This window comes from Micromonospora sp. NPDC049004 (assembly GCF_040649315.1).
Lineage (GTDB): Bacteria > Actinomycetota > Actinomycetes > Mycobacteriales > Micromonosporaceae > Micromonospora.
Genome location: NZ_JBEZFG010000009.1, coordinates 33,621 through 52,599 on the forward strand (window position 1 = coordinate 33,621; position 18,979 = coordinate 52,599).

Here is an 18,979-nt window from a genome sequence, read left to right on the forward strand (position 1 = left end):
GGGCGGCGGGCGGCGGGCGGCGGGCGGCGGGCGGCGGGTCAGGCTCGGCCGCTGGACGGTGCCGCGGGCGTGTCGCGGATGAGGATGTGCTCGGGCACGCCCAGGCTCCCGGCCAGGGCGGCGCGGCCGATCGGGGTGAGGCGTACCGCCCGCCCGGTGCCCTGGGTGATCCAGCCCAGCTCGGCGAAGCGGCGGCGCAGTGCCGCGCCGAGCGCTCCGGCGAGGTGCGGCCGGCGTTCGGTCCAGTCCAGGCAGTCGCGGACCACCGGTCGGCGGGCGGCGCGCAGCACGTCCACGGGTACGCCCAGCCCGGCCGCCCAGGCCCACCCGTCGGGCGTCAGCGCCAACCCACTGGATCGGTCCAGCCGGCCGTCGGCAAGCAGCGCGTCGTACAGCAGGACGCCCAGCCGCCCGGCGAGGTGGTCGTAGCAGGTCCGGGCGTACGCCAGGGCGGCGCTGGCACCCGCCGCGCGCAGTGACGTGGTCGGCGCGGGAGGGGCTGGCGCGTGCCCGGCGAGGTCCTCGATCAGCTGGGCCACCGACGGTCCGGCCAGGCGCAGGTAACGGTGCCGGCCCTGCCGCTCCTCGACCAGCAGCCCACCCCGGACCAGCCGATTGAGGTGCTCACTGGCCGTGGACGGGGCGACCCCGGCACGTCGGGCCAACTCGCCGGCGGTCCAGGCCCGCCCGTCGAGCAGCGCCAGGCAGATGCCGGCCCGGGTGCCGTCGGCCAGCAGGGCGGCCAACTCGGCCATCCCCCCGCCGCCGACGCCACCACTCATGGCCCCATCATCGCCGATCACCGGGTGTACCGATCGGACAGGCCTGGTCGAGAAGTGCCGGTCGCCGCCCGCGTCAGCAGCGGGCCGACCCTTTACAACGTTGTATCCATCGTTGTAGAAACGAGGCACACAGCGACCTTTGTCGACACTCCCCCACACCAGAGGCAGGCCCCATGCGACACCTCCGCCGGGGCGGCGCGCTCGCCGCCGCGTTCGGTCTGATCCTGGCCGCCACCGCTTCCGCTTCCGCTGCGGCGACCGCCCCCGACCGCCCGTCGGGCTATCGCAACCCGGTCTCCGCCGACATCGGCGACACCTTCGCCGACCCGGTCGTCGTGCGCGGCGACGACGGTTTCTGGTACGCCTACGGCACCACCGACCCGCTGCGCGAGGGCGAGGGCGCGTTCCACCGGGTGCCCACCGCCCGCTCGGCCGACCTGGTCGACTGGACGTCCGTCGGTGACGCGTTCGGCCCCGACCAGCGCCCGCCCTACGCGGCGCCCGGCGCGGCGTACTGGGCCCCGGACGTCCGCCGGCTCGGCGACCGGTGGGTGATGTACGTGACGGTCACCGACACCACAGTCTCCGCCGAGGGCAGTGACTACGCGATCGGGGCGGCCACCGCCCCCAGCCCCGCCGGGCCGTGGACGTTCGCCGACCAGCCGGTCGTCGCCCCGCGCCCCGGCGGCGGTGGCGGCTGGCTGTGGACCATCGACCCGAGCCAGTTCACCGACGTCGACGGTCGCAGTTACCTCTACTACGGCAGCTACTACGGCGGCATCTCGGTCACCGAACTCAGCCCGGACGGCCTGCGCGCGATCGGCGCCCCGACGCCGGTGGCCATCGAGAACAAGTTCGAGGGCAGCTACGTGCTGCGCCACGACGACTGGTACTACCTGTTCGCGTCCACCGCGAACTGCTGCGCCGGCCCGGCCACCGGCTACTCCGTCCAGGTCGGACGCGCCCGCAGCCCACGCGGCCCGTTCACCGACCGCGACGGCGTCGCGCTGACCGCGTCCCGGGCCGGTGGTACACCGGTGCTCACCCAGAACGGCAACCGCTGGATCGGCACCGGGCACAACGGGTTCCTCACCGACCTGTCCGGTCAGGACTGGATCGTCTACCACGCCATCGACCGGGCCGACCCGTACCTCGACGAGCCGTTCGGCATCAACGAGCGCCCCATGCTCCTCGACCGGCTGGACTGGATCGACGGCTGGCCGACGGTCAACGCCGGCGCGGGCCCGTCCGAGGGCACCCGACCCGCGCCGGTCACCACCGGCCGCGTCGACGAACGCTTCGACACCGCGAGCCTCGCCGGTTGGCAGCGCGCCGGCCAGTGGCGGGTCACCGACGGCCGGCTCAGCGGCAGCGGCGCGCTCACCAGCCGTACCACAGTGGGCGGGGACGTGCGCGCAGAGGCCGACCTGCGAGTCACCGGCGCGAGCAGCGCCGGGGTCACCCTCGGCGACCGGGTCGAGGTCCGGGTGGACGCCGCCGCCGGCCGCCTGGTCGCCCGCGACGGCCTCCGCCAGGCCAGCACGCCGCTGCCCGCCGGGCTCGACGTGGGCGATCGGCACAACCTGGCCATCGAGGTACGCGGACAGCAGCTCGTCGCCGAGTTGAGCCCCGCCCGTCTCGGTGACCAGCTCGCCGTGGTGTCCCTGCGGCTGGACCGCCCGGTCGCCGGCCGACCCGGGCTGACGGCCACCGGCGGCACCGCCCAGTTCGACAACGTCAGCGTGGCGCGGCTGTACCAGCCGGCCAGGCGGGCCGTGCCCGAGCCCCGGGTCGGTGCGCCGCTGCCGGCGTACTCCGACGAGTTCGACGGCGGGCTCGACGGCGACTGGCGGTGGGTACGCGCGGACCCGGCGGCCACCGTCGCCGACGGGGCGCTGCGCTGGCCCGTGCAGGCCGCCGACCTGACCGGCACCGGCAACACGGCAGGCGTGCTGCTACGCGACGCCCCGAGGGGCGACTACGTCGTCGAGACGACTGTGACGCTGGACCTGGGCGAGGAGACGGCCCGCAACTACCAGCAGGCCGGCCTGGTCGCCTACGTGGACGACGACCGGTTCGCCCGGCTGACCCAGGTGGCGATCTGGAACACCCGCCAGGTCGAGTACGGCTACGAGCTGCCCTTCGCCGGCCAGCCGGTGTACGGCGGCAGCATCGTCGGCACGCCGGCCAGCACCACCTGGCTACGCCTCGCACACCACGTCGACCGGGCCACCGGGGAGCACGAGTTCCGGGCCGGGTCCAGCCGGGACGGGCGTACCTGGACGTGGGGTGCGGTGTGGACGTTCCCCGCCGACACGACCCCCCGGATCGGGCTGGTCGCGCACGGCGGCGCCGAGCCGGCCGTCACCGCGCGGTTCGACTACCTGCGCTTCTACCGCTGACGCGTCGCCCCTGGTCGGCACTACGCGGCGATCGGTGGCAGTTCAGCAGGACGACACTCGGCGTATCGCACTGCTGAGCTGCCACCGACCGCGCTCATCCGAGCGATGTCACCGTCCGGTCCGTACCGTCGTAGCTGCGGGCGGCCACGAACGTTCCCGCCGGCCGTTGCCCACCGGTCACGGCGCGGGCCATCCGCAGGTCCGCGTCGCGGAACCGCAGCGCCAGACTCAGGTGCGGCACCCACGCCCCCGGGGCGTGCCAGGGGCGGTGCCCGTCGGCCCGGTCGAGGACGTCCCAGACGGCGGCGTGCAGCGCGGTCAACGCCGTCGTGGGCCGCACGAGCCAGACCAGCGGGGCGCTGCCGTCGAGGACGACGACCCGGTCGAGCGTCACCGGCACCGGCAGCGCGGCGTCGAACAACTCGGCCAGGCGGTGCTCGACACCGGACGGGAACCCGTCCACGGCCGCCATGGTCAGATGCGGCCGGTTCGTCGGATGGATGTTGCGGGCCAGACTCGGCAACCCGGCGGCCGCCAACCGACCCCAGGCCGTCCGGATCGCGACGTCCAACCCGGGCGAGCAGACCAGTTCCACCGTACGCACGCAGACACGCTAGCCCGAACGCGGTGACCCGAGTGCCGGCCCTGCGGGACGGGCCCGTTGATCAACGCCCTCCCCCGGGATGGGCGCGGGTCAGAGCCAGCCGTTGTCCCTGGCGGCCCGCACCGCCTCGGCCCGGTCGGTCGCGCCGAGCTTCTGCACGGCCGCGGAGAGGTGGTTGCGCACGGTGCCGGTGGACAGGTGCACCCGGCGGGCGATCACCGCGACCGGTGCGCCGAACTCGGCCAGCCGCAGCGTCTCCAACTCCCGTGGCGTCAGCGGGCACGCCGGCAGGGTCAGCGCGTCGGCGGCGAGGGACGGGTCGACGTACCGGCCGCCGGCGTGCACCCGGCGGATCACGTCGGCCAACGCGCCGCCGGGCGAGCCCTTGGGCACGAAACCCCGCGCCCCGGCGGTCAGCGCCTGGCGCAGGTGCCCCGGCCGGCCGTGCCCGGTCAACACGACCACCGCGCACTCGGGACGCGCCCGGGCCAGCTCCGCGGCGACGGCGATGCCGTCCAGGCCGGGCATCTCCAGGTCCACGACTGCCACGTCCGGGCGGTGCGCGAGCGTCGCGGTGACCGCCGTCGGCCCGTCGGCGGCCTGGGCCACCACCTCGATGTCCGGTTCGAGGCCGAGCAGCGCGGCGACCGCGACCCGGATGAGGTCCTCGTCGTCGGCCAGCAGGACGCGGATCACGACGGCACCGGCACGGTGGCCTCGATGGTGAACACCGCGTCCTGCCGACGTACCCGCAGCTCTCCCCCGGCCGCGGCGAGCCGGTCGGCCAGACCCCGCAGGCCGTGGCTGTGCGCGTCCGGGCCGCTGTCGTCGGCCCCGTCGTTGGTGACGGTCATCCTGGCCACGTTCTCCTTTCGGTCGATGCGGATCCGGCACCAGTCGGCGCGGCTGTGCCGCAGCACGTTGGTGCCCGCCTCGCGCAACACCGCCGCCAGCTCGGTCGCGGCCGGCTGCGGCAGGTCGACGGGGGGCGACGGCACCGTGCAGCGCACCCCGCAGGACCGGAGCACCTCCGCCACGGCCTGCAACTGCTCACCGAGATCGACCGCGCGGTAGCCGTGCACGCTCTCGCGGACCTCGGTGAGCGCGGACGCGGCGAGCCGCTGCACCTCGGCGGCCTCCCGGCCGGCCCGCGCCGGGTCGACCGGGGCGAGCCGCGCGGCCAGTTCGGCCTTCAACGCGATCACGGTGAGGCTGTGCCCCAGCAGGTCGTGCACGTCGCGGGCGAAGCGCAACCGCTCCTCGGCGGCGACCAGCCGGGCCTGGGCGGCCTGACCCTGGCGGGCCTCCACCAGCAGGTCCCAGAACCAGACCTGGAACCAGTTCACCGCGGCCACGGCCACGCCGATCCCGCCCGTCACGGCCAGGGACCGCCCGACCGGGCCGCCGGTCCACCAGGCCACCGCCGCCGACACCCCGAGGGTGCCGGCGGTGACCGCCAGCGCGCCGGGGAGACGGACCACCAGCGGGGCCATCCCGACCAGGGCAGCGCCGATCCAGGCCCAGGTGGGCCAGACCCCGGCCGCGACCGGGGCCACCAGCGGCACGGTCAGCGCCGCCACGACGGCCAGCGCGAGCTGGGCGCGGCGTCGCCACCGCTGGGCGAGCCAGGGGGTGACCGCCGCGTACAGCACAGCGGTCTGGGTGGCCGCGAAGGCGAGGATCCCGACCGCGCCGAGTGCGACGCGGCCGGCGTGCGGCTCCCGGGTCAGGCCGACCGCGGGCAGCAGCACGGTCGCCCACACACCGCCGGCCAGCGACAGCAACGTGACCAGCCGGGCCCGGCGCAGCCGGCGGTCCGCCCGGGGCGTCGACACCTCGCTCGTCACGCGTCGATCGTAGGACCGCCCCGCGCCCGGTCCACCCGTGCGAGTTGTCACGGTCGGACCGCGCGCTTCGCACGGATTTCCCGTGATGGACGAACCTGCCCACCGCCCCGGACCGCCGGCAGGGTCAACGCCATGGAGAAGACACGGATGTACGCGGACCACGCTCCCTCCGTACCGCAGCCCGGATCGCTGCCGGGCGACTGCCCGGCACCCGCCGACGCGACGCCCTCGGACGCGGCGTCGGTCGGCGGCACACGACGGCTGCTGTGGCATCTCGGCGAGATGGCACTGGCGATGATCGCCGGGATGGTGTTGCTCGGCCCGCTGTGGGACGCGGCCGGGGGCGCGTCGGGGGTCGCCGGGACGCTCGACCGCCCCGAGGTGGCCGCCCTGGTGATGGCCACCAACATGAGCGTCGGGATGACGGTGTGGATGCGCTACCGGGCGCACCACTGGCGTGGGATCGGCGAGATGGTCGCCGCGATGTACGTCCCGTTCCTGCTGCTGCTCCTGCCGTTCTGGGCCGGCCTGCTGGACGGCGACGCGCTGATGGTCGGCGGGCACCTGCTGATGGTGCCGGCCATGGTGCTGGTGGCGGTGCGACACCGGCACGAGACACCGGCGGCGGTACGCCGGCACCCGGCGGCGCTGGCGCTGGCCCGCCGCTGGCCGACCGGGCTGGCGCTGCTGGTGACCGTGGACATGTGGGTCGACCCGACGGTGCTCAGCCCGTGGACGTTGCTGGTGCTGCCCGGCGGGTACCTGCTGATCGGTGTGGTGCGGCGCACGCTGCGCGGGCCGGGCGTGCTCGCCAGCCAGCTGGCCGGTCTGGCCGTCTGGGTCGCCCTGATGGTGATCACGATCCTGGCCGGTGGGCGGACGGCCGCGTGGCTGGTGGCGTTCGGTTGGCTGGCGCACGCCGGCTGGGACGTGGTGCACCACCGCAGCGGCCGGGTGGTGCCCCACGGCTACGCGGAGTTCTGCGGGGTCCTGGACACGGCACTGGCCGGCATCATGATCCTCGCGATCCTCACCACCGATGTCTGACACGCCCACGTCGCTCGTGATCCACACAAGTTCGGTGAAAGTGCTGCTTCGGGCGTCGCGGAGGCAGCACTTTCCCCGAAGTTGCGCGGATCTTGAGGGGCGCACGCGCTCTTGTGCCGGTCGGCTCAGCGCCCGCTGAGTCGTGATGAAAGGCTTGACCCCATGAGTTCCGCACCTGCACAGCACGACGCACCGACCGACACCACCCCCGCCGGCGCCGACGAGGTGAACGCCTTCACGGAGTTGGGGCTCCGCGCCGAACTGCTGGGCGCGCTGTCCGCCCTCGGCTACGAGGAGCCGACCCCCATCCAGCGCGAGGCCATCCCGCCGCTGCTCGACGGCCGGGACCTGCTCGGTCAGGCAGCCACCGGCACCGGCAAGACGGCGGCGTTCGCGCTGCCGCTGCTGCACCGGATGGAGGCGCACCGCGACGGCGGGGACCCGGTGGCGCTGGTGCTGGTGCCGACGCGGGAGCTGGCGGTGCAGGTGTCCGAGGCGTTCCACCGCTACGGCAAGGACCTGGGTGCGCGGGTGCTGCCGATCTACGGCGGGCAGCCGATCGGGCGGCAGCTGCGGGCACTGGACAGCGGCGTCGATGTGGTCGTGGCCACCCCGGGTCGGGCCCTCGACCACATCGCTCGCGGCACCCTGCGCCTCGGTGGCCTGGCCACGGTGGTGCTCGACGAGGCCGACGAGATGCTCGACATGGGCTTCGCCGAGGACATCGAGGCGATCCTGGAGCACGCCCCCGCGCAGCGCCAGACGGTGCTGTTCTCGGCCACCATGCCGTCCCGGATCGACGGGATGGCCCGCCAGCACCTGCGCGAGCCGGTCCGCATCGAGATCGGCCGGGAGCCGACGGTGGCCGGCGAGGCGCCCCGGGTGCGCCAGAGCGCGTACATCGTGACGCGGGCGCACAAGCCGGCCGCGCTGGGCCGGGTCCTGGACGTGGAGTCGCCCACGGCGGCGATCGTGTTCTGCCGCAGTCGCGAGGAGGTGGACCGGCTGACCGAGACGATGAACGGCCGGGGCTACCGCTCCGAGGCGCTGCACGGCGGGATGAGCCAAGAGCAACGCGACCGGGTGATGGGCCGGCTGCGGGCCGGCATCGCCGACCTGCTGGTCGCCACCGACGTGGCCGCGCGTGGGCTGGACGTCGAGCAGCTCACCCACGTGGTCAACTACGACGTGCCGTCGGCGCCGGAGTCGTACGTGCACCGGATCGGCCGGGTGGGCCGGGCCGGTCGGGAGGGCGTGGCGATCACCCTCGCCGAGCCGCGCGAGCACCGGATGCTCAAGACGATCGAGCGGGTGACCGGCCAGCGGATCACCATCGACAAGATCCCCACGGTGGCCGACATGCGGACCCGCCGGCTGGAGCTGACCCAGGCGGCGCTGCGGGAGAGCCTGCTGGAGGACGACCTGGACCCGTTCCGGGTCATCGTGGAGACGCTCACCGACGAGTTCGACCTGATGGAGGTCGCGCTCGCCGCGGTGAAGCTGGCGCACGAGGTGACATCGCCGGGCTCGGACGACGAGGAGGAGATCCCGCAGGCGCCGGTGCGCGGCCCGCGCGAGGGTCGGCCGGAGGCCGGTGGCCGGGGCGGCGACCGGCGCGGCGGCGGTCGTCCCCGCTCGGGCGGCGGCAACACCGTCCAGGTCTTCGTCGGTCTGGGCCGGCGCGCGGGGGTGCGCCCGCAGGATCTGGTCGGCGCGATCACCGGCGAGACCGGAATCCGCGGCCGGGACATCGGCTCGATCGAGATCGCCGACCGGTTCTCCCTGGTGGAGGTGCCGCAGGGCGTCGCCGACGAGGTGATCTCGGGGTTGCGCTCCAGCACCATCAAGGGCCGCAAGGCCACGGTTCGTCGCGACCGCGGCGGCGAGGGGCGCTGAGCACGCCGCCGGCGACCGCCGGGGTACGACGGTCGCCGGCGTGTCAGCCTCAGAAGGAGTACGGCCCGAAGCGGCCCCAGGCGACGACGGCGGCGAGGACGAGCAGCACCGCGCAGGTGATCGCGCCCTGGATCTCCGTCCGACGCTCGGCCGCCGTGTCGCGCTTGTTCCGGTCGCGCAGGTGCACCAGGATGCCGCCGACCATGACGATGACCAGCCCGAGGGCGGCCAGCGGGGTGAGCACGGTGGCGATGCCGGTGAGGGCGGGCAGCACGAGCCCGACGGCGGCCAGCACCTCGACCGCGCCGAGGGCCTTGACCTGCGACGGCGGGACCGGGTCCACCCACCGCATCATGTCGCGCAGCTTGTCCTTGGGCTGGGTCAGCTTGGCCAGGCCGGCGCCGGCGAAGACGACGGCGAGCAGGATCTGGATTATCCAGAGCACCAGGTTCACGGGGGTTACCTCCGGGGGCACCGCCTCGCGGCGGAGAGGTGATTGAGGGGTTCCAGCGAGACAGTAGCCCTCGGTGCGCGTACATCAATGGCCCCCGCCGTCGGAGAGACGGCGGGGGCCATTGGTTCGGAGTGTCAGGCCGCGAAGAGCGCCGGACCGTCCAGCGCCTGGACGTCGGCCGGGCGCAGCGCCAGGGCGAGCACGTCGGCCACGTCGGCCAGGGTGTGCACGGTCAGCGCCTCGCGCACCTCGGTCGGCAGGTCGTCCAGGTCCGGCTCGTTGCGCGCCGGGATGATCACCTCGGTGAGGCCGGCCCGGTGCGCGGCGAGGAGCTTCTGCTTCACCCCGCCGATCGGCAGCACCCGACCGGAGAGCGTCACCTCACCGGTCATCCCGAACTCGGGGCGCACCGCCCGCCCGGTGACCAGGGACGCCAGGGCCGTCACCATGGTGATGCCGGCGCTCGGGCCGTCCTTGGGCACCGCGCCCGCCGGGACGTGCAGGTGGATCCGGCGTCCCGCCAGGGCGTTCGGGTCGATGCCGAGCCGACGCCCGTTGGAGCGCAGGTACGACAGCGCGATGTGCGCCGACTCCTTCATGACGTCGCCGAGCTGGCCGGTCAGGGTCAGCCCCGGCTCGCCCTCCATGCTCGTCGCCTCGATGAAGAGCACGTCCCCGCCGGCGCCGGTGACGGCGAGGCCGGTGGCCACGCCGGGCACCGCGGTGCGCTCGGCCGACTCCGGGGTGAACTTCGGCCGCCCCAGGTAGCCGGTGAGGTTGTCGGTGTCGACGCGTACCGGCGACGGGTCGGTCGCCAGCGTCACCGCCACCTTGCGCAGGATCTTGGCCAGAGCCCGTTCGAGCTGGCGGACGCCCGCCTCCCGGGTGTACTCGCCCGCGATCAGCGCCAACGCCTCGTCGGCGACGCCTACCTCGTCGGCGGTCAGACCGGCCCGCTCCCGCTGCCGGGGCAGCAGGTGGTCGCGGGCGATGGCGACCTTCTCGTCCTCGGTGTAGCCGTCCAGGGTGACCAGCTCCATCCGGTCCAGCAGCGGGCCGGGGATGGACTCCACCACGTTGGCGGTGGCCAGGAACAGCACGTCGGACAGGTCCAGGTCGACCTCCAGGTAGTGATCCCGGAAGGTGTGGTTCTGCGCCGGGTCGAGCACCTCCAGCAGGGCGGCGGCCGGGTCACCGGCGTAGCCGGCGGCCAGCTTGTCCACCTCGTCGAGGAGCACGACCGGGTTCATCGAGCCGGCCTCGCGCAGGGCGCGCACGATCCGGCCGGGCAGGGCACCCACGTAGGTGCGCCGGTGACCGCGGATCTCCGCCTCGTCGCGGACGCCGCCGAGCGACACCCGGACGAAGTTGCGCCCGAGCGCCCGGGCCACGGACTCGCCGAGGCTGGTCTTGCCGACCCCGGGAGGACCGGCGAGGGCGAGCACCGCGCCGGAGCCGCGACCGCCGACCACGCCGAGGTTGCGCTCGGCCCGGCGGTTGCGCACCGCGAGGTACTCCAGGATGCGGTCCTTCACGTCGGCCAGGCCGGCGTGGTCGGCGTCGAGCACCGCCCGGGCCGCGGCCAGGTCGGTGTTGTCCTGGGTACGCGTACCCCACGGCATTTCCAGCACGGTGTCCAGCCAGGTGCGGATCCAGCCCGCCTCCGGGGAGGCGTCGCTGGCCCGTTCCAGCTTGCCGACCTCGCGCATCGCCGCCTCGCGGACCTTGTCCGGCAGGTCGGCGCTCTCCACGCGGGAGCGGTAGTCGGCCGAGCCGTCCGGCTCGTCCTCGCCCAGCTCCTTGCGGATCGCGGCGAGCTGCTGGCGCAGCAGGAACTCCCGCTGCGACTTCTCCAGGCCCTCGCGGACGTCGCTGTTGATCTGCTCGGTGACCTCCTGCTCGGCCAGGTACGCCTTGACCCAGCCGACCAGCAGCTCCAGCCGGGCGGTGACGTCCGGTGCGGCGAGCAGCTCGGTCTTCTCCTCCAGGGTCAACCAGGGCGCGTAGCCGGCCGAGTCGGCCAGCTCGGACAGGTCGGTCATCCGCTCCACCGCGTCGATGACCTGCCAGGCGCCGCGCTGTTGGAGCACTGAGGTCACCAGGGCGCGGTACTCGCGGGCGAGTTCCCGGGCGCGGCCGGCGGGAGCGGGTTCGTCGAGTTCGGTCGCCTCGACCCAGAGGGCGGCGCCGGGGCCGGGCACGCCGGAGCCGATCCGGGCCCGGGACAGGCCACGGACCACGGCGGCGGGCTCACCGTCGGGCAGCCGGCCGACCTTCTCGATGGTGGCGACCACGCCGACCGGTCCGTACTCGCCGTCGATGCGCGGCACGGCCAGCAGCTTGCGGTCGCCGGTCGCCCGGGCCGCGTCGATGGCGGCCTGGGTGGTCGGGTCGAGGGTCACCGGGATGACCATGCCGGGCAGCAGCACGGCGTCGGTCAGGGGAAGTACCGGAAGAGTTGCCATCGAACACCTGCTATCGCGTTGAGTTGAGCGTGTCTCACTCAAGTAACAAAGCGTTCCCCTTGTTCCGGGGTGTGACCCACACCACTGCCCGGTGCCGGCCGGCGGAGCGGCAGCAGCAGCTCGCGGACCGCCCGGACGCCGCCGGCCAGCGCCACGGCGACGGGAATGGCCAGGCTGGTCAACACCAGGGCCAGCACCACCCGGGCGGGCAGCCCGACGCCGACGGCGAGCGCCGTCAACACCGTGCAGACCACCAGCTTCACCCGGGTACGCGACAGGCTCCCGACCGTGTTCACGACGCGGCCGGGTTCGTGCCGTACAACCGGGGGTCGCCCGGCGGCAGGACCGGCTCGGGGGCGTTCGCGCGCGGATTGTCGTCGTAGCGGAACTCGCCCTTGCCGTCCGGCGCGGGCCCGGACGCCCAGCGCCCCTGGGCGGCGTCGGTGCCGGAGGAGAAGCCCAGGTAGGTGTAGCCGAACTCCTCGGTGAACTCCCCGGAATCCGGAAAGGCGTCGGGCACCGGCATGTCCTCCAGGCCGTCCTCCCGGAGCTGCTCGATGGCGGCCAGCCACATGTTCTGGTGCATGGTGTCGCGGGCCAGCAGGAAGCGCAGCATCTGCTTGACGCCGGGGTCGTCGGTCATGTTGAACAGCCGGGAGACCTGCAGGCGGCCCTGCGCCTCGGCGGTGACGTTGAGCTGGAAGTCGGCCAGCAGGTTGCCGCTGGCGGTGATGAACGCCCCGTTCCAGGGCACCCCGTTGCTGTCGGCGGGCAGCGCCCCGGCACCGCTGTGGATGAAGTGCGCCGGGTTCGACCCGGCGTAGACCGCCCCACCGCCCGGGTTGTCCGCGACGGCTTCCGAGAGCGACAGCGGGGCGTTGTCCAGCAGCCGGGCGATCATCGTGACGATCATCTCGACGTGGCCGATTTCCTCGGTGCCGACGTTGAGCAGCAGGTCCTTGTACTTGCCGGGCAGCCGGCAGTTCCACCCCTGGAACAGGTACTGGTTGGCGACGGTCATCTCGCCCCACTTGCCGCCCAGCACCTCCTGCAGGCGGCGGGCGAACGCGGCGTCCGGAGCGTCCGGCTTGGCTTCGAACTGCAGGTCCTTGACGTGGCTGAACATTCGACCTCCTCGGTGCCGGCATGCTGGCATCGAGGACGATTCCCGCCCCGCTGACCCGAGGGTGCCAACCCGTGTCCCGCCGGGGTCAGCGCAGCGGATGGACCACCGGCAGCAGCACCTCCAGCGCCACGCCCCGGGGCCGCAGCCGGTGCGCGCGCAGCACTCCCCCGTCGGCGGCCACCAGGTGTCGCGCGATCCACAGCCCCAGCCCGGACATCCCGGCCGCCGGCGCCGGACGGCGCAGCGCCACCAGCAGCGCCTCGTCCACCCGCCCCTCGTCGGTGACGACGATACTCAGGCCGGGACCGCGCAGCGCCGCGTAGATCCCGACGTGCCCCCCGGCCGGCCCGTGGCGCAGCGCGTTCTCCACGAGGTTCACCAACACCTGCCGGGTCCGGCCGGCCGGGACCGGCCAGGAACCCGCCCGCCGGGTGACGCGGGCCCGTCGCCGGCCCGCCGGCACCAGCGCGGCGGCCTCCCGCAGGAGCCCCGCCAGTGGCACTGTGGCATCCGGTGGGGCGGTCGGCGCCAACGCGCCGGCGCCGGCCGTCGCGTCCCGCAGCAGGCCCTGCAGGTGGACGGCCTGGTCACGAGCGAGTTCGATGATGGCCCGCTGGTCCGCGCCGGTCAGCGTCCGGCGCTCATCGGCCAACGCCCGGGTCAACGAGGTCAGGGCGCTGACCGGGGTACGGAACTCGTGGCACAACACGCGCAGCAGCAGGTCGGCGTCGACACCCGCGGTCGGCTCGGCGCCCGGTTCCGGCCCGGTCCGACGCAAACCTCGCAACAACCCCTGCCAGCCGTGGCGTGCCCGCATGCATCCGACTCCCCCCGTTCGGTGCGTACCCGCATGATCGGTACCCGCTGGGGAACGGCGTAGACATGCCGGACGCTCCCACCCTCAGACTCGCTGTCGTGGACGACCACCCCCTTTTCGTCCGTGGCCTTGAGCTGCTGCTTCCGGCGACCACCGACGGACGCGCCGAGGTGGTCGGCTCGACCGGCGACGCCGCCGCGGCGGCCACCCTGGTCAGCCGCTGCCACCCCGACCTGGCGCTCGTCGACCTGCACATGCCACCGCCCGGCGGCGCCCGGGCGGTGGCCGCCATCCGGCGGACCACGCCCCGCGTACGGGTGGTCGCCATGTCCGGTTCCACCGATCCGACACCCGCGCTGGAGGCGCTGCGGGCCGGCGCGGAGGGGTTCCTGCCCAAGACCAGCGAACCCGAGGAGCTGCTGCCCCCATTGCTGGCCATTCTCGACGGCTGGGCGGTGCTGCCGGCCGAGCTGCTGCGCGCCCTGCTGGGGCCCTCCCGCGCCGCGTCGGTCGACCTCGACGCCGAGGAGCGCCGCCTGCTGCGAGCGATCGCCGCCGGCCGCAGCACCGTCGACGTCGCCGAGGAACTGCACGTCTCGGAACGGACGGTGAAACGGATGACCGCCGCGCTGCTGCGCAAGCTGCGGGTCGCCAACCGCGCGGAGGCGGCGGCCGTCGCCGGCCACGCCGGCCTGCTTACCGATTGACGCGGGGTTCAACGCCCGCGATTCCGCGTCGGTTCACGGTTTTGTACGCACTCAATCGCGACGCGCCGAAATGAATGGGACGCATATTGTTGCGGATTCCCCGGGTAGTAGGTCAGACTTTGGACACATCCCGCCACACACAGGGAGTAATCGGCAATGGCGAGAAAAGTAATCACGGTGCTGACCGACGACCTCGACGGCGGGAAGGCCGACCGGACGGTCGAGTTCAGTCTCGACGGCGTGGCCTACACGATCGATGTCTCGGACGAGAATGCCGGCGTCCTGCGGAAGGCGCTGGACCCGTACATCAATGCGGGTCGGCGGATCGGTCGGGGCCCTGCGGAGAACACGCGGACAGTTCGGCGGCCGGGGCGACCCAGCGGCGCCGGAATGGACCGCGAGCAGAACCGGGCGATCCGGGAATGGGCCGCCCAGAACGGCTACAAGATTTCCGAGCGGGGCCGGATCCCGGTCGAGGTCGTCGAGGCGTACAAGAGCCGCTGACACACCGCACGACGACGGGGTCCCGCCAATACGGCGGGACCCCGTCGCTGTGTGCGCGGCCGGCCACCCGGGTGCTGTCCGCCCAGGTGGCCGGCCGCCGATCGACGATCAGTTGACGTTGATGCGGATCGAATCGAACGCGGGGGTCTGGTTGGCCCGCTCCATCATCGGCAGACGGTGCGAGCCGTCACCGGCCCAGACCGAGCACTGCGCCGTACCCGACTCCGGCAGGCCCGGAATCTGAATGGTCACCTCGTCCGGCTGGGCGCCACCGCGGCCATCCTCGGTCGCGACGAAGAACGCCGGCACCTCCTGCGGCTCCGGCGGCGCGGTCAGGCTGTCCAGCATCCGGCAGGCGGTGTGGAAGTGACCCCGGACCAGGCCCTGGTCGTTGAGCAGCGAGCTCTCCACGTAGTAGCCACCCTGACCGGCCGCGAGGAAGCGGTCACGGACCAGGTTCTTGGTGCTGACCCGCAGGGTGAAGGGCTGGTTGCGGCCGACCTGCTGCGGGAACTGGGTGATCAGCAGCGACGGGTTGTTGGCGGCGGCGCCCACCTCACCGAACTCGGTGCTCACGCACCGGTTGCCGTTCTGGAAACCGTCGTGCGCCTGCAACTGGCTCTCGTCGCAGTTGTTGGCCAGAACGCCGAGACCCGCGCCGGGGGCGGTGCCACCATTGTTTCCACCGTTGTTGCCGCCACCGTTGTTTCCACCGCCGGTGTTCCCACCGTTGTTGGTGCCACCGCCGGTGTTCCCACCGTTGTTGTTCCCACCGCCGGTGCTGCCGCCGTTGTTGTTACCGGTGGGCTGCACCTGGCACTCGGCGAGCTGCGCCAAACCCTGCGGACGCGGTCCGACCCGGTCGATAGCGGTCGTAATCCGGTCCAGCACCGCCTTCCGCTTACCGGCCAGCGGCTGCAGGATCGCATTGCGGATGAAAGCGGCGCCCTTGTTGCCCTCGGCGGCCAGCCGGCGATCGGCCTCGGCGATCTGGGTCTGCAACTGCGCGAGATTACGGTCGACCTCGGCTCGCGCCCGATCCGGCACCTGCGGCAACTTGGCCGCCACATCGGGGCAGGCGACGGCCGAGCCGGTGCCCACCGTGCCGTCCTTGCCGTCCTCGCACTCCGCCACCGACTCCTGACCGTCACCCCAGTGGTTACGCACCCACCGACCGTTCTGCCAGGTACGGCTGGTCGAGGCGCCGCTCGGCGCGGTCGAGCCGGGGCTCGGCTCCACGCACTGTCCGGCGGCGGGCCGGGGCTTGTTCGTCCGCCGGTCCTGGGCCGACGAGATCTGGGTGACGGCGACTACTCCGCCGAACACCACGAGCGTGCCGACAACGGCCAGCAGACGCTTGCTCCGCGCGATGCCGGGTGACCGGCCCGCCCGAGTGGACCTGCGCATCGAATTGCTCTCCTTCTCGATCCGGTAGTGGATTCCTGCCCTCGGCGGACCGACGGATGTGAGATGGCACGCCACGGCGGCGACCACCGCGACCTACCCGGTAACGTGTCGATGGCCGACGATGCCCTTTCCGCACCGTCTCCCGCGTCCGGTCGACGCGGTCGGGGAGATCCTCTTCGTTCGCGCAGGAGTACGGGACGGCGACGGCGAAGGTTCAACCCGCGCACAGAAAATTGCTCCGCCGCCGAGCGAATCGGCTGCGGAGCGGGGTTCAGCAGGGAAAGTGGCCGGTCAGTCAGCGCAGAGATGGTCGAACGCGAAACCACCCACCAGCTCGTCCCGCCGCCGGCTCAGCGCGACGATCTCCGTGGTGAGGTCCGCGCGCGCCAGCAGGTCCGGGCCGTCCGGCCGTACGGCGCGCAGCCGTTCGCCGATCGCGACGGTCGCGAGGTCCTCGGCCAGCCGGGCCACGTCGACGCCGCAGGAGAAGCGCTGCGCGGTCACCGAGACCCGCTCGATCAGGCACGCGTCCGGGCGCACCTGCACCCAGCTCCAGCCCTGCGCCGGGCCCTCGGTCCAGTGCACGTGCAACCCGCGCACGATCGGGTCGGCCAGGCGCCCGGCCACGTACGCCTCGACCGCCGCCGCCCGGGTCAGCGCGCCGAGGTCGTTCACCGGGCCGGTCCGGCCGTCCGGAAGCCGCCCGAGGATGTCGCGAAAGCCCACCGGAGCGGGCTCGTCCTCGGCGCCCGCCACGGTGGCACCGGCCGCGTAGGCGCGCGCGTCGAGCACGAACTCGACGAGGCGCCGGCCGTGCTCGGCGGCCCGCAACGTCGGTGACCCGACGCGCAGCACGGGCAGCCCGACGGCCGCGCTCACGGCGTCGGTGAGGCGCTCGGCGCGCTGCTCGGCCGACCCGGCCGGCGGGACCGGGCCGATCGCCACGGCGACGACCGGCCGCCCGGTGTCGGCGTCACCGACCACGAGGTCGAACGCCGTCCGGCTGGCCGACCCCCACTGGCTGCCGGTGACGCCGGGCGGACGCCCCTGCACCAGCTCGCTGAGCCGGCGCGTCCCGTACACCCGGTGGTCGGCGCGGTCGAACAGCGCGTCGCGTCCACCATCGGCGGGCATCGCCCGCAGCCAGCCGCGATCCACACTGCTCGTCATGTGCCTGATCCATCCGCCGGTCGGTCGAACCGCGCCGAGTCTAGGCGGTCGATCACCCGTCCCGGTGCTGCGGCCCGGCCGGCTGCGCAGCGCCGCTCCCGCTGCCCTAGCGGCAGACCGCCGTGACGACGACGGGGGCCTGCGGCAGGGTCGGCGGGTGGCAGGCCCCGGGCGCTGCCGGCCGCCAGGCCGCCGCGACGTTGTGGACCATGTCCTCCGGCATGTACTCGGCCCACCGGGACAGGTCGTTGCCGCCGTTCAGGCCACTGGCGAGCAGCACACCGTTGGAACCTCCCACCCGGAGCGCGGCCAGCATTTGCTGCATGCCGACCGCCGGATAGCCGAGCGCGGAACACGCCACATCACCGTCACGCCAGCACTTCCACGCGAGGGCCGGGTCGGCGATCGCCCGATCCGGGTACGGTGCCGAGAACAGGTCGAACATCACCGTCTCGCCGTAGTAGAGGGTCCGACCGACGCTCTGCCAGAAGTCGAGGGCGTACTCGAGGTCGGGTGCCGGCTTGGCGCAGACGGCACGTTCGTCCCGGCAGGTCGCCCCCGGCCCGGTGTAGCGGCCGTGGCTCCAGCCGAGAGCGAGGATGGGCGTGATGCCGGCGACCGTCAAGCGTTGCGTGTACGCGACGATCGCCTGCCGGTACGGCTCACCGCCGTAGCGAGGGTCCACGTACGACAGGCCGAGCCAGCAGGCCTCGTTGAGCGGGACGTACACCGCCTGGACGCCGCGGGCGGCGAGCCTGGCCACGGCGGTGGCGTCGACCGGGCCGTCCCAGATGCCGCGCCCCTGCACGCAGCGGGCCTCCGCGCCGGTGCGCACGAGCGGTGTCAGGCGTCGGGGGGCGGCCGCGTCGATGACCGGGGAGATGCCCCAGAGCTGGTCGCGCACCACGCTGACGTACGGCGCCTGCCGCTCCTCGCCCGGTGTCAACACGCGGACGGACGGGTTCAGGTCGGTCCACCGCGTCGCGCCCTGGTCGTCGTACGCCTGGGCGTGCAGGTAGTAGGAGCCAGCCGGCAGGTCACGCCACTGGGCGGTGTATGGCGCGGTCGTGTCGGTGCCGAGCGAGATGGTGTCGAGCCCGCTGCCCCAGCCGAAGAACTCGACGCGGGTGATCCGCCGGCCGGGCGCGGGCGTGGCGACGGCTTCCGCGTTGATGGTGGCCGGGGCGAAGAAGTGGTCACCATCTTCCGGCCTGATGATCGCGACGGACGGCCGGTTCGGGTCGGGAACGGGACTGGGTGACCCGGTCGGCTGCGGGCTCGGCGAGACCGGCGGCGGGGTCGACGGAGGCGGGCGTGGGGGCAGCACGGTCGTGCAGGTGACGCCGTTGAGCGTGAAGTTCTGCGGCAGGCCGGTCCGGACCCCGTGCGTCATGACGAAGGGAAAGAACTGCTGCTCGTCGGCCGGCAACGTGACACCGGGTAGGTTGCGGATCGTGACCTCACCGCCGTGCTGTTCCCAGCGCACACCGTCGACGTTCTTGATCTGCTCGGTCGGGTAGCGCAGCGGGAAGCTCAACGTCCACTCCGTGAGTGGCTGGCCGACGCTCAGCACCCTGAGGTCGCCGCGCAGCATCGACGGGTACTGAAAGCGGACCTGGAGCTGCGCCGCACACCCGCTGGCGGCGGATGCCGGGACGACCACGGCGAGAACACCCGAGGCGGCGGCGAGCGCGGCGACGGCCAGAGAGACGACCCGGTTCCTCATCAACGACCCCCGTCATCGATAAACG

At 73.4% G+C, this 18,979-nt stretch carries 17 protein-coding genes; 5 read left to right on the forward strand and 12 right to left on the reverse strand.

All coding sequences use genetic code 11. From position 1 onward, the window contains the following. Window positions 1–38: 38 nt before the first annotated feature. Window positions 39–782, reverse strand: coding sequence for a winged helix-turn-helix domain-containing protein (locus tag AB0B97_RS24970; protein WP_357496869.1), 744 nt, complete (start codon window positions 780–782; stop codon window positions 39–41). Between the two features lie 173 nt (window positions 783–955). Between AB0B97_RS24970 and AB0B97_RS24975 the strand changes: the two genes are divergently transcribed. Continuing rightward, window positions 956–3,184 carry a family 43 glycosylhydrolase gene (locus AB0B97_RS24975; RefSeq protein ID WP_357496871.1) on the forward strand — a complete coding sequence of 743 codons (2,229 nt, stop codon included), beginning with the start codon at window positions 956–958 and terminating at the stop codon, window positions 3,182–3,184. A 94-nt stretch (window positions 3,185–3,278) separates the two neighbouring features. Here AB0B97_RS24975 and AB0B97_RS24980 read toward each other — a convergent pair whose 3' ends face one another. The 3 genes from AB0B97_RS24980 to AB0B97_RS24990 form a co-directional block, all read right to left on the reverse strand. Then, window positions 3,279–3,788: a 2'-5' RNA ligase family protein gene (locus AB0B97_RS24980; protein ID WP_357496873.1), complete on the reverse strand. Its 510-nt coding sequence runs from the start codon at window positions 3,786–3,788 to the stop codon at window positions 3,279–3,281. Window positions 3,789–3,878: 90 nt separating this feature from the next. Next, window positions 3,879–4,484, reverse strand: a complete 606-nt coding sequence (locus AB0B97_RS24985) for a response regulator transcription factor (RefSeq protein WP_234588753.1) — start codon at window positions 4,482–4,484, stop codon at window positions 3,879–3,881. Beyond that, window positions 4,481–5,635: a histidine kinase gene (locus AB0B97_RS24990; protein ID WP_357496876.1), complete on the reverse strand. Its 1,155-nt coding sequence runs from the start codon at window positions 5,633–5,635 to the stop codon at window positions 4,481–4,483. The genes AB0B97_RS24985 and AB0B97_RS24990 overlap by 4 nt, the downstream gene beginning before the upstream one ends. 132 nt (window positions 5,636–5,767) lie before the next feature. Here AB0B97_RS24990 and AB0B97_RS24995 point away from each other — a divergent pair, with 132 nt between their 5' ends. Further along, on the forward strand, window positions 5,768–6,682 hold the full coding sequence (locus AB0B97_RS24995; protein WP_357496878.1) for a hypothetical protein: 915 nt from the start codon (window positions 5,768–5,770) through the stop codon (window positions 6,680–6,682). Between the two features lie 162 nt (window positions 6,683–6,844). Then, window positions 6,845–8,578: a DEAD/DEAH box helicase gene (locus AB0B97_RS25000; protein WP_357496880.1), complete on the forward strand. Its 1,734-nt coding sequence runs from the start codon at window positions 6,845–6,847 to the stop codon at window positions 8,576–8,578. Between the two features lie 49 nt (window positions 8,579–8,627). Here the strand turns inward: AB0B97_RS25000 and AB0B97_RS25005 are convergent, their stop codons facing one another. From AB0B97_RS25005 to AB0B97_RS25025, 5 genes are all read right to left on the reverse strand, one after another. After that, window positions 8,628–9,032 carry a DoxX family protein gene (locus tag AB0B97_RS25005; RefSeq protein ID WP_234588757.1) on the reverse strand — a complete coding sequence of 135 codons (405 nt, stop codon included), beginning with the start codon at window positions 9,030–9,032 and terminating at the stop codon, window positions 8,628–8,630. 134 nt (window positions 9,033–9,166) lie between these two features. Continuing rightward, on the reverse strand, window positions 9,167–11,497 hold the full coding sequence (gene lon, locus AB0B97_RS25010) for an endopeptidase La (RefSeq protein ID WP_357496882.1): 2,331 nt from the start codon (window positions 11,495–11,497) through the stop codon (window positions 9,167–9,169). A 38-nt stretch (window positions 11,498–11,535) separates the two neighbouring features. After that, on the reverse strand, window positions 11,536–11,793 hold the full coding sequence (locus AB0B97_RS25015) for a hypothetical protein (RefSeq protein ID WP_357496884.1): 258 nt from the start codon (window positions 11,791–11,793) through the stop codon (window positions 11,536–11,538). Then, on the reverse strand, window positions 11,790–12,623 hold the full coding sequence (locus AB0B97_RS25020; RefSeq protein ID WP_357496886.1) for a manganese catalase family protein: 834 nt from the start codon (window positions 12,621–12,623) through the stop codon (window positions 11,790–11,792). The genes AB0B97_RS25015 and AB0B97_RS25020 overlap by 4 nt, the downstream gene beginning before the upstream one ends. 85 nt (window positions 12,624–12,708) lie before the next feature. Further along, a complete protein-coding gene (locus tag AB0B97_RS25025) occupies window positions 12,709–13,440 on the reverse strand; it encodes a HAMP domain-containing sensor histidine kinase (protein ID WP_357496888.1) in 732 nt (243 codons plus the stop codon). Window positions 13,441–13,538: 98 nt separating this feature from the next. Here AB0B97_RS25025 and AB0B97_RS25030 point away from each other — a divergent pair, with 98 nt between their 5' ends. Further along, window positions 13,539–14,147, forward strand: a complete 609-nt coding sequence (locus tag AB0B97_RS25030; RefSeq protein WP_357496890.1) for a response regulator transcription factor — start codon at window positions 13,539–13,541, stop codon at window positions 14,145–14,147. Between the two features lie 156 nt (window positions 14,148–14,303). Beyond that, on the forward strand, window positions 14,304–14,651 hold the full coding sequence (locus AB0B97_RS25035; RefSeq protein ID WP_357496892.1) for an Lsr2 family protein: 348 nt from the start codon (window positions 14,304–14,306) through the stop codon (window positions 14,649–14,651). A 108-nt stretch (window positions 14,652–14,759) separates the two neighbouring features. Here the strand turns inward: AB0B97_RS25035 and AB0B97_RS25040 are convergent, their stop codons facing one another. The 3 genes from AB0B97_RS25040 to AB0B97_RS25050 form a co-directional block, all read right to left on the reverse strand. After that, window positions 14,760–16,058 (reverse strand): hypothetical protein, encoded by a 1,299-nt coding sequence (locus AB0B97_RS25040; protein ID WP_357496894.1) that lies wholly within the window; start codon window positions 16,056–16,058, stop codon window positions 14,760–14,762. A 291-nt stretch (window positions 16,059–16,349) separates the two neighbouring features. After that, a complete protein-coding gene (locus tag AB0B97_RS25045; RefSeq protein ID WP_357496896.1) occupies window positions 16,350–17,228 on the reverse strand; it encodes a hypothetical protein in 879 nt (292 codons plus the stop codon). A gap of 106 nt (window positions 17,229–17,334) precedes the next feature. Continuing rightward, window positions 17,335–18,954, reverse strand: coding sequence for an Ig-like domain-containing protein (locus AB0B97_RS25050; RefSeq protein ID WP_357496898.1), 1,620 nt, complete (start codon window positions 18,952–18,954; stop codon window positions 17,335–17,337). Window positions 18,955–18,979: the final 25 nt, after the last annotated feature.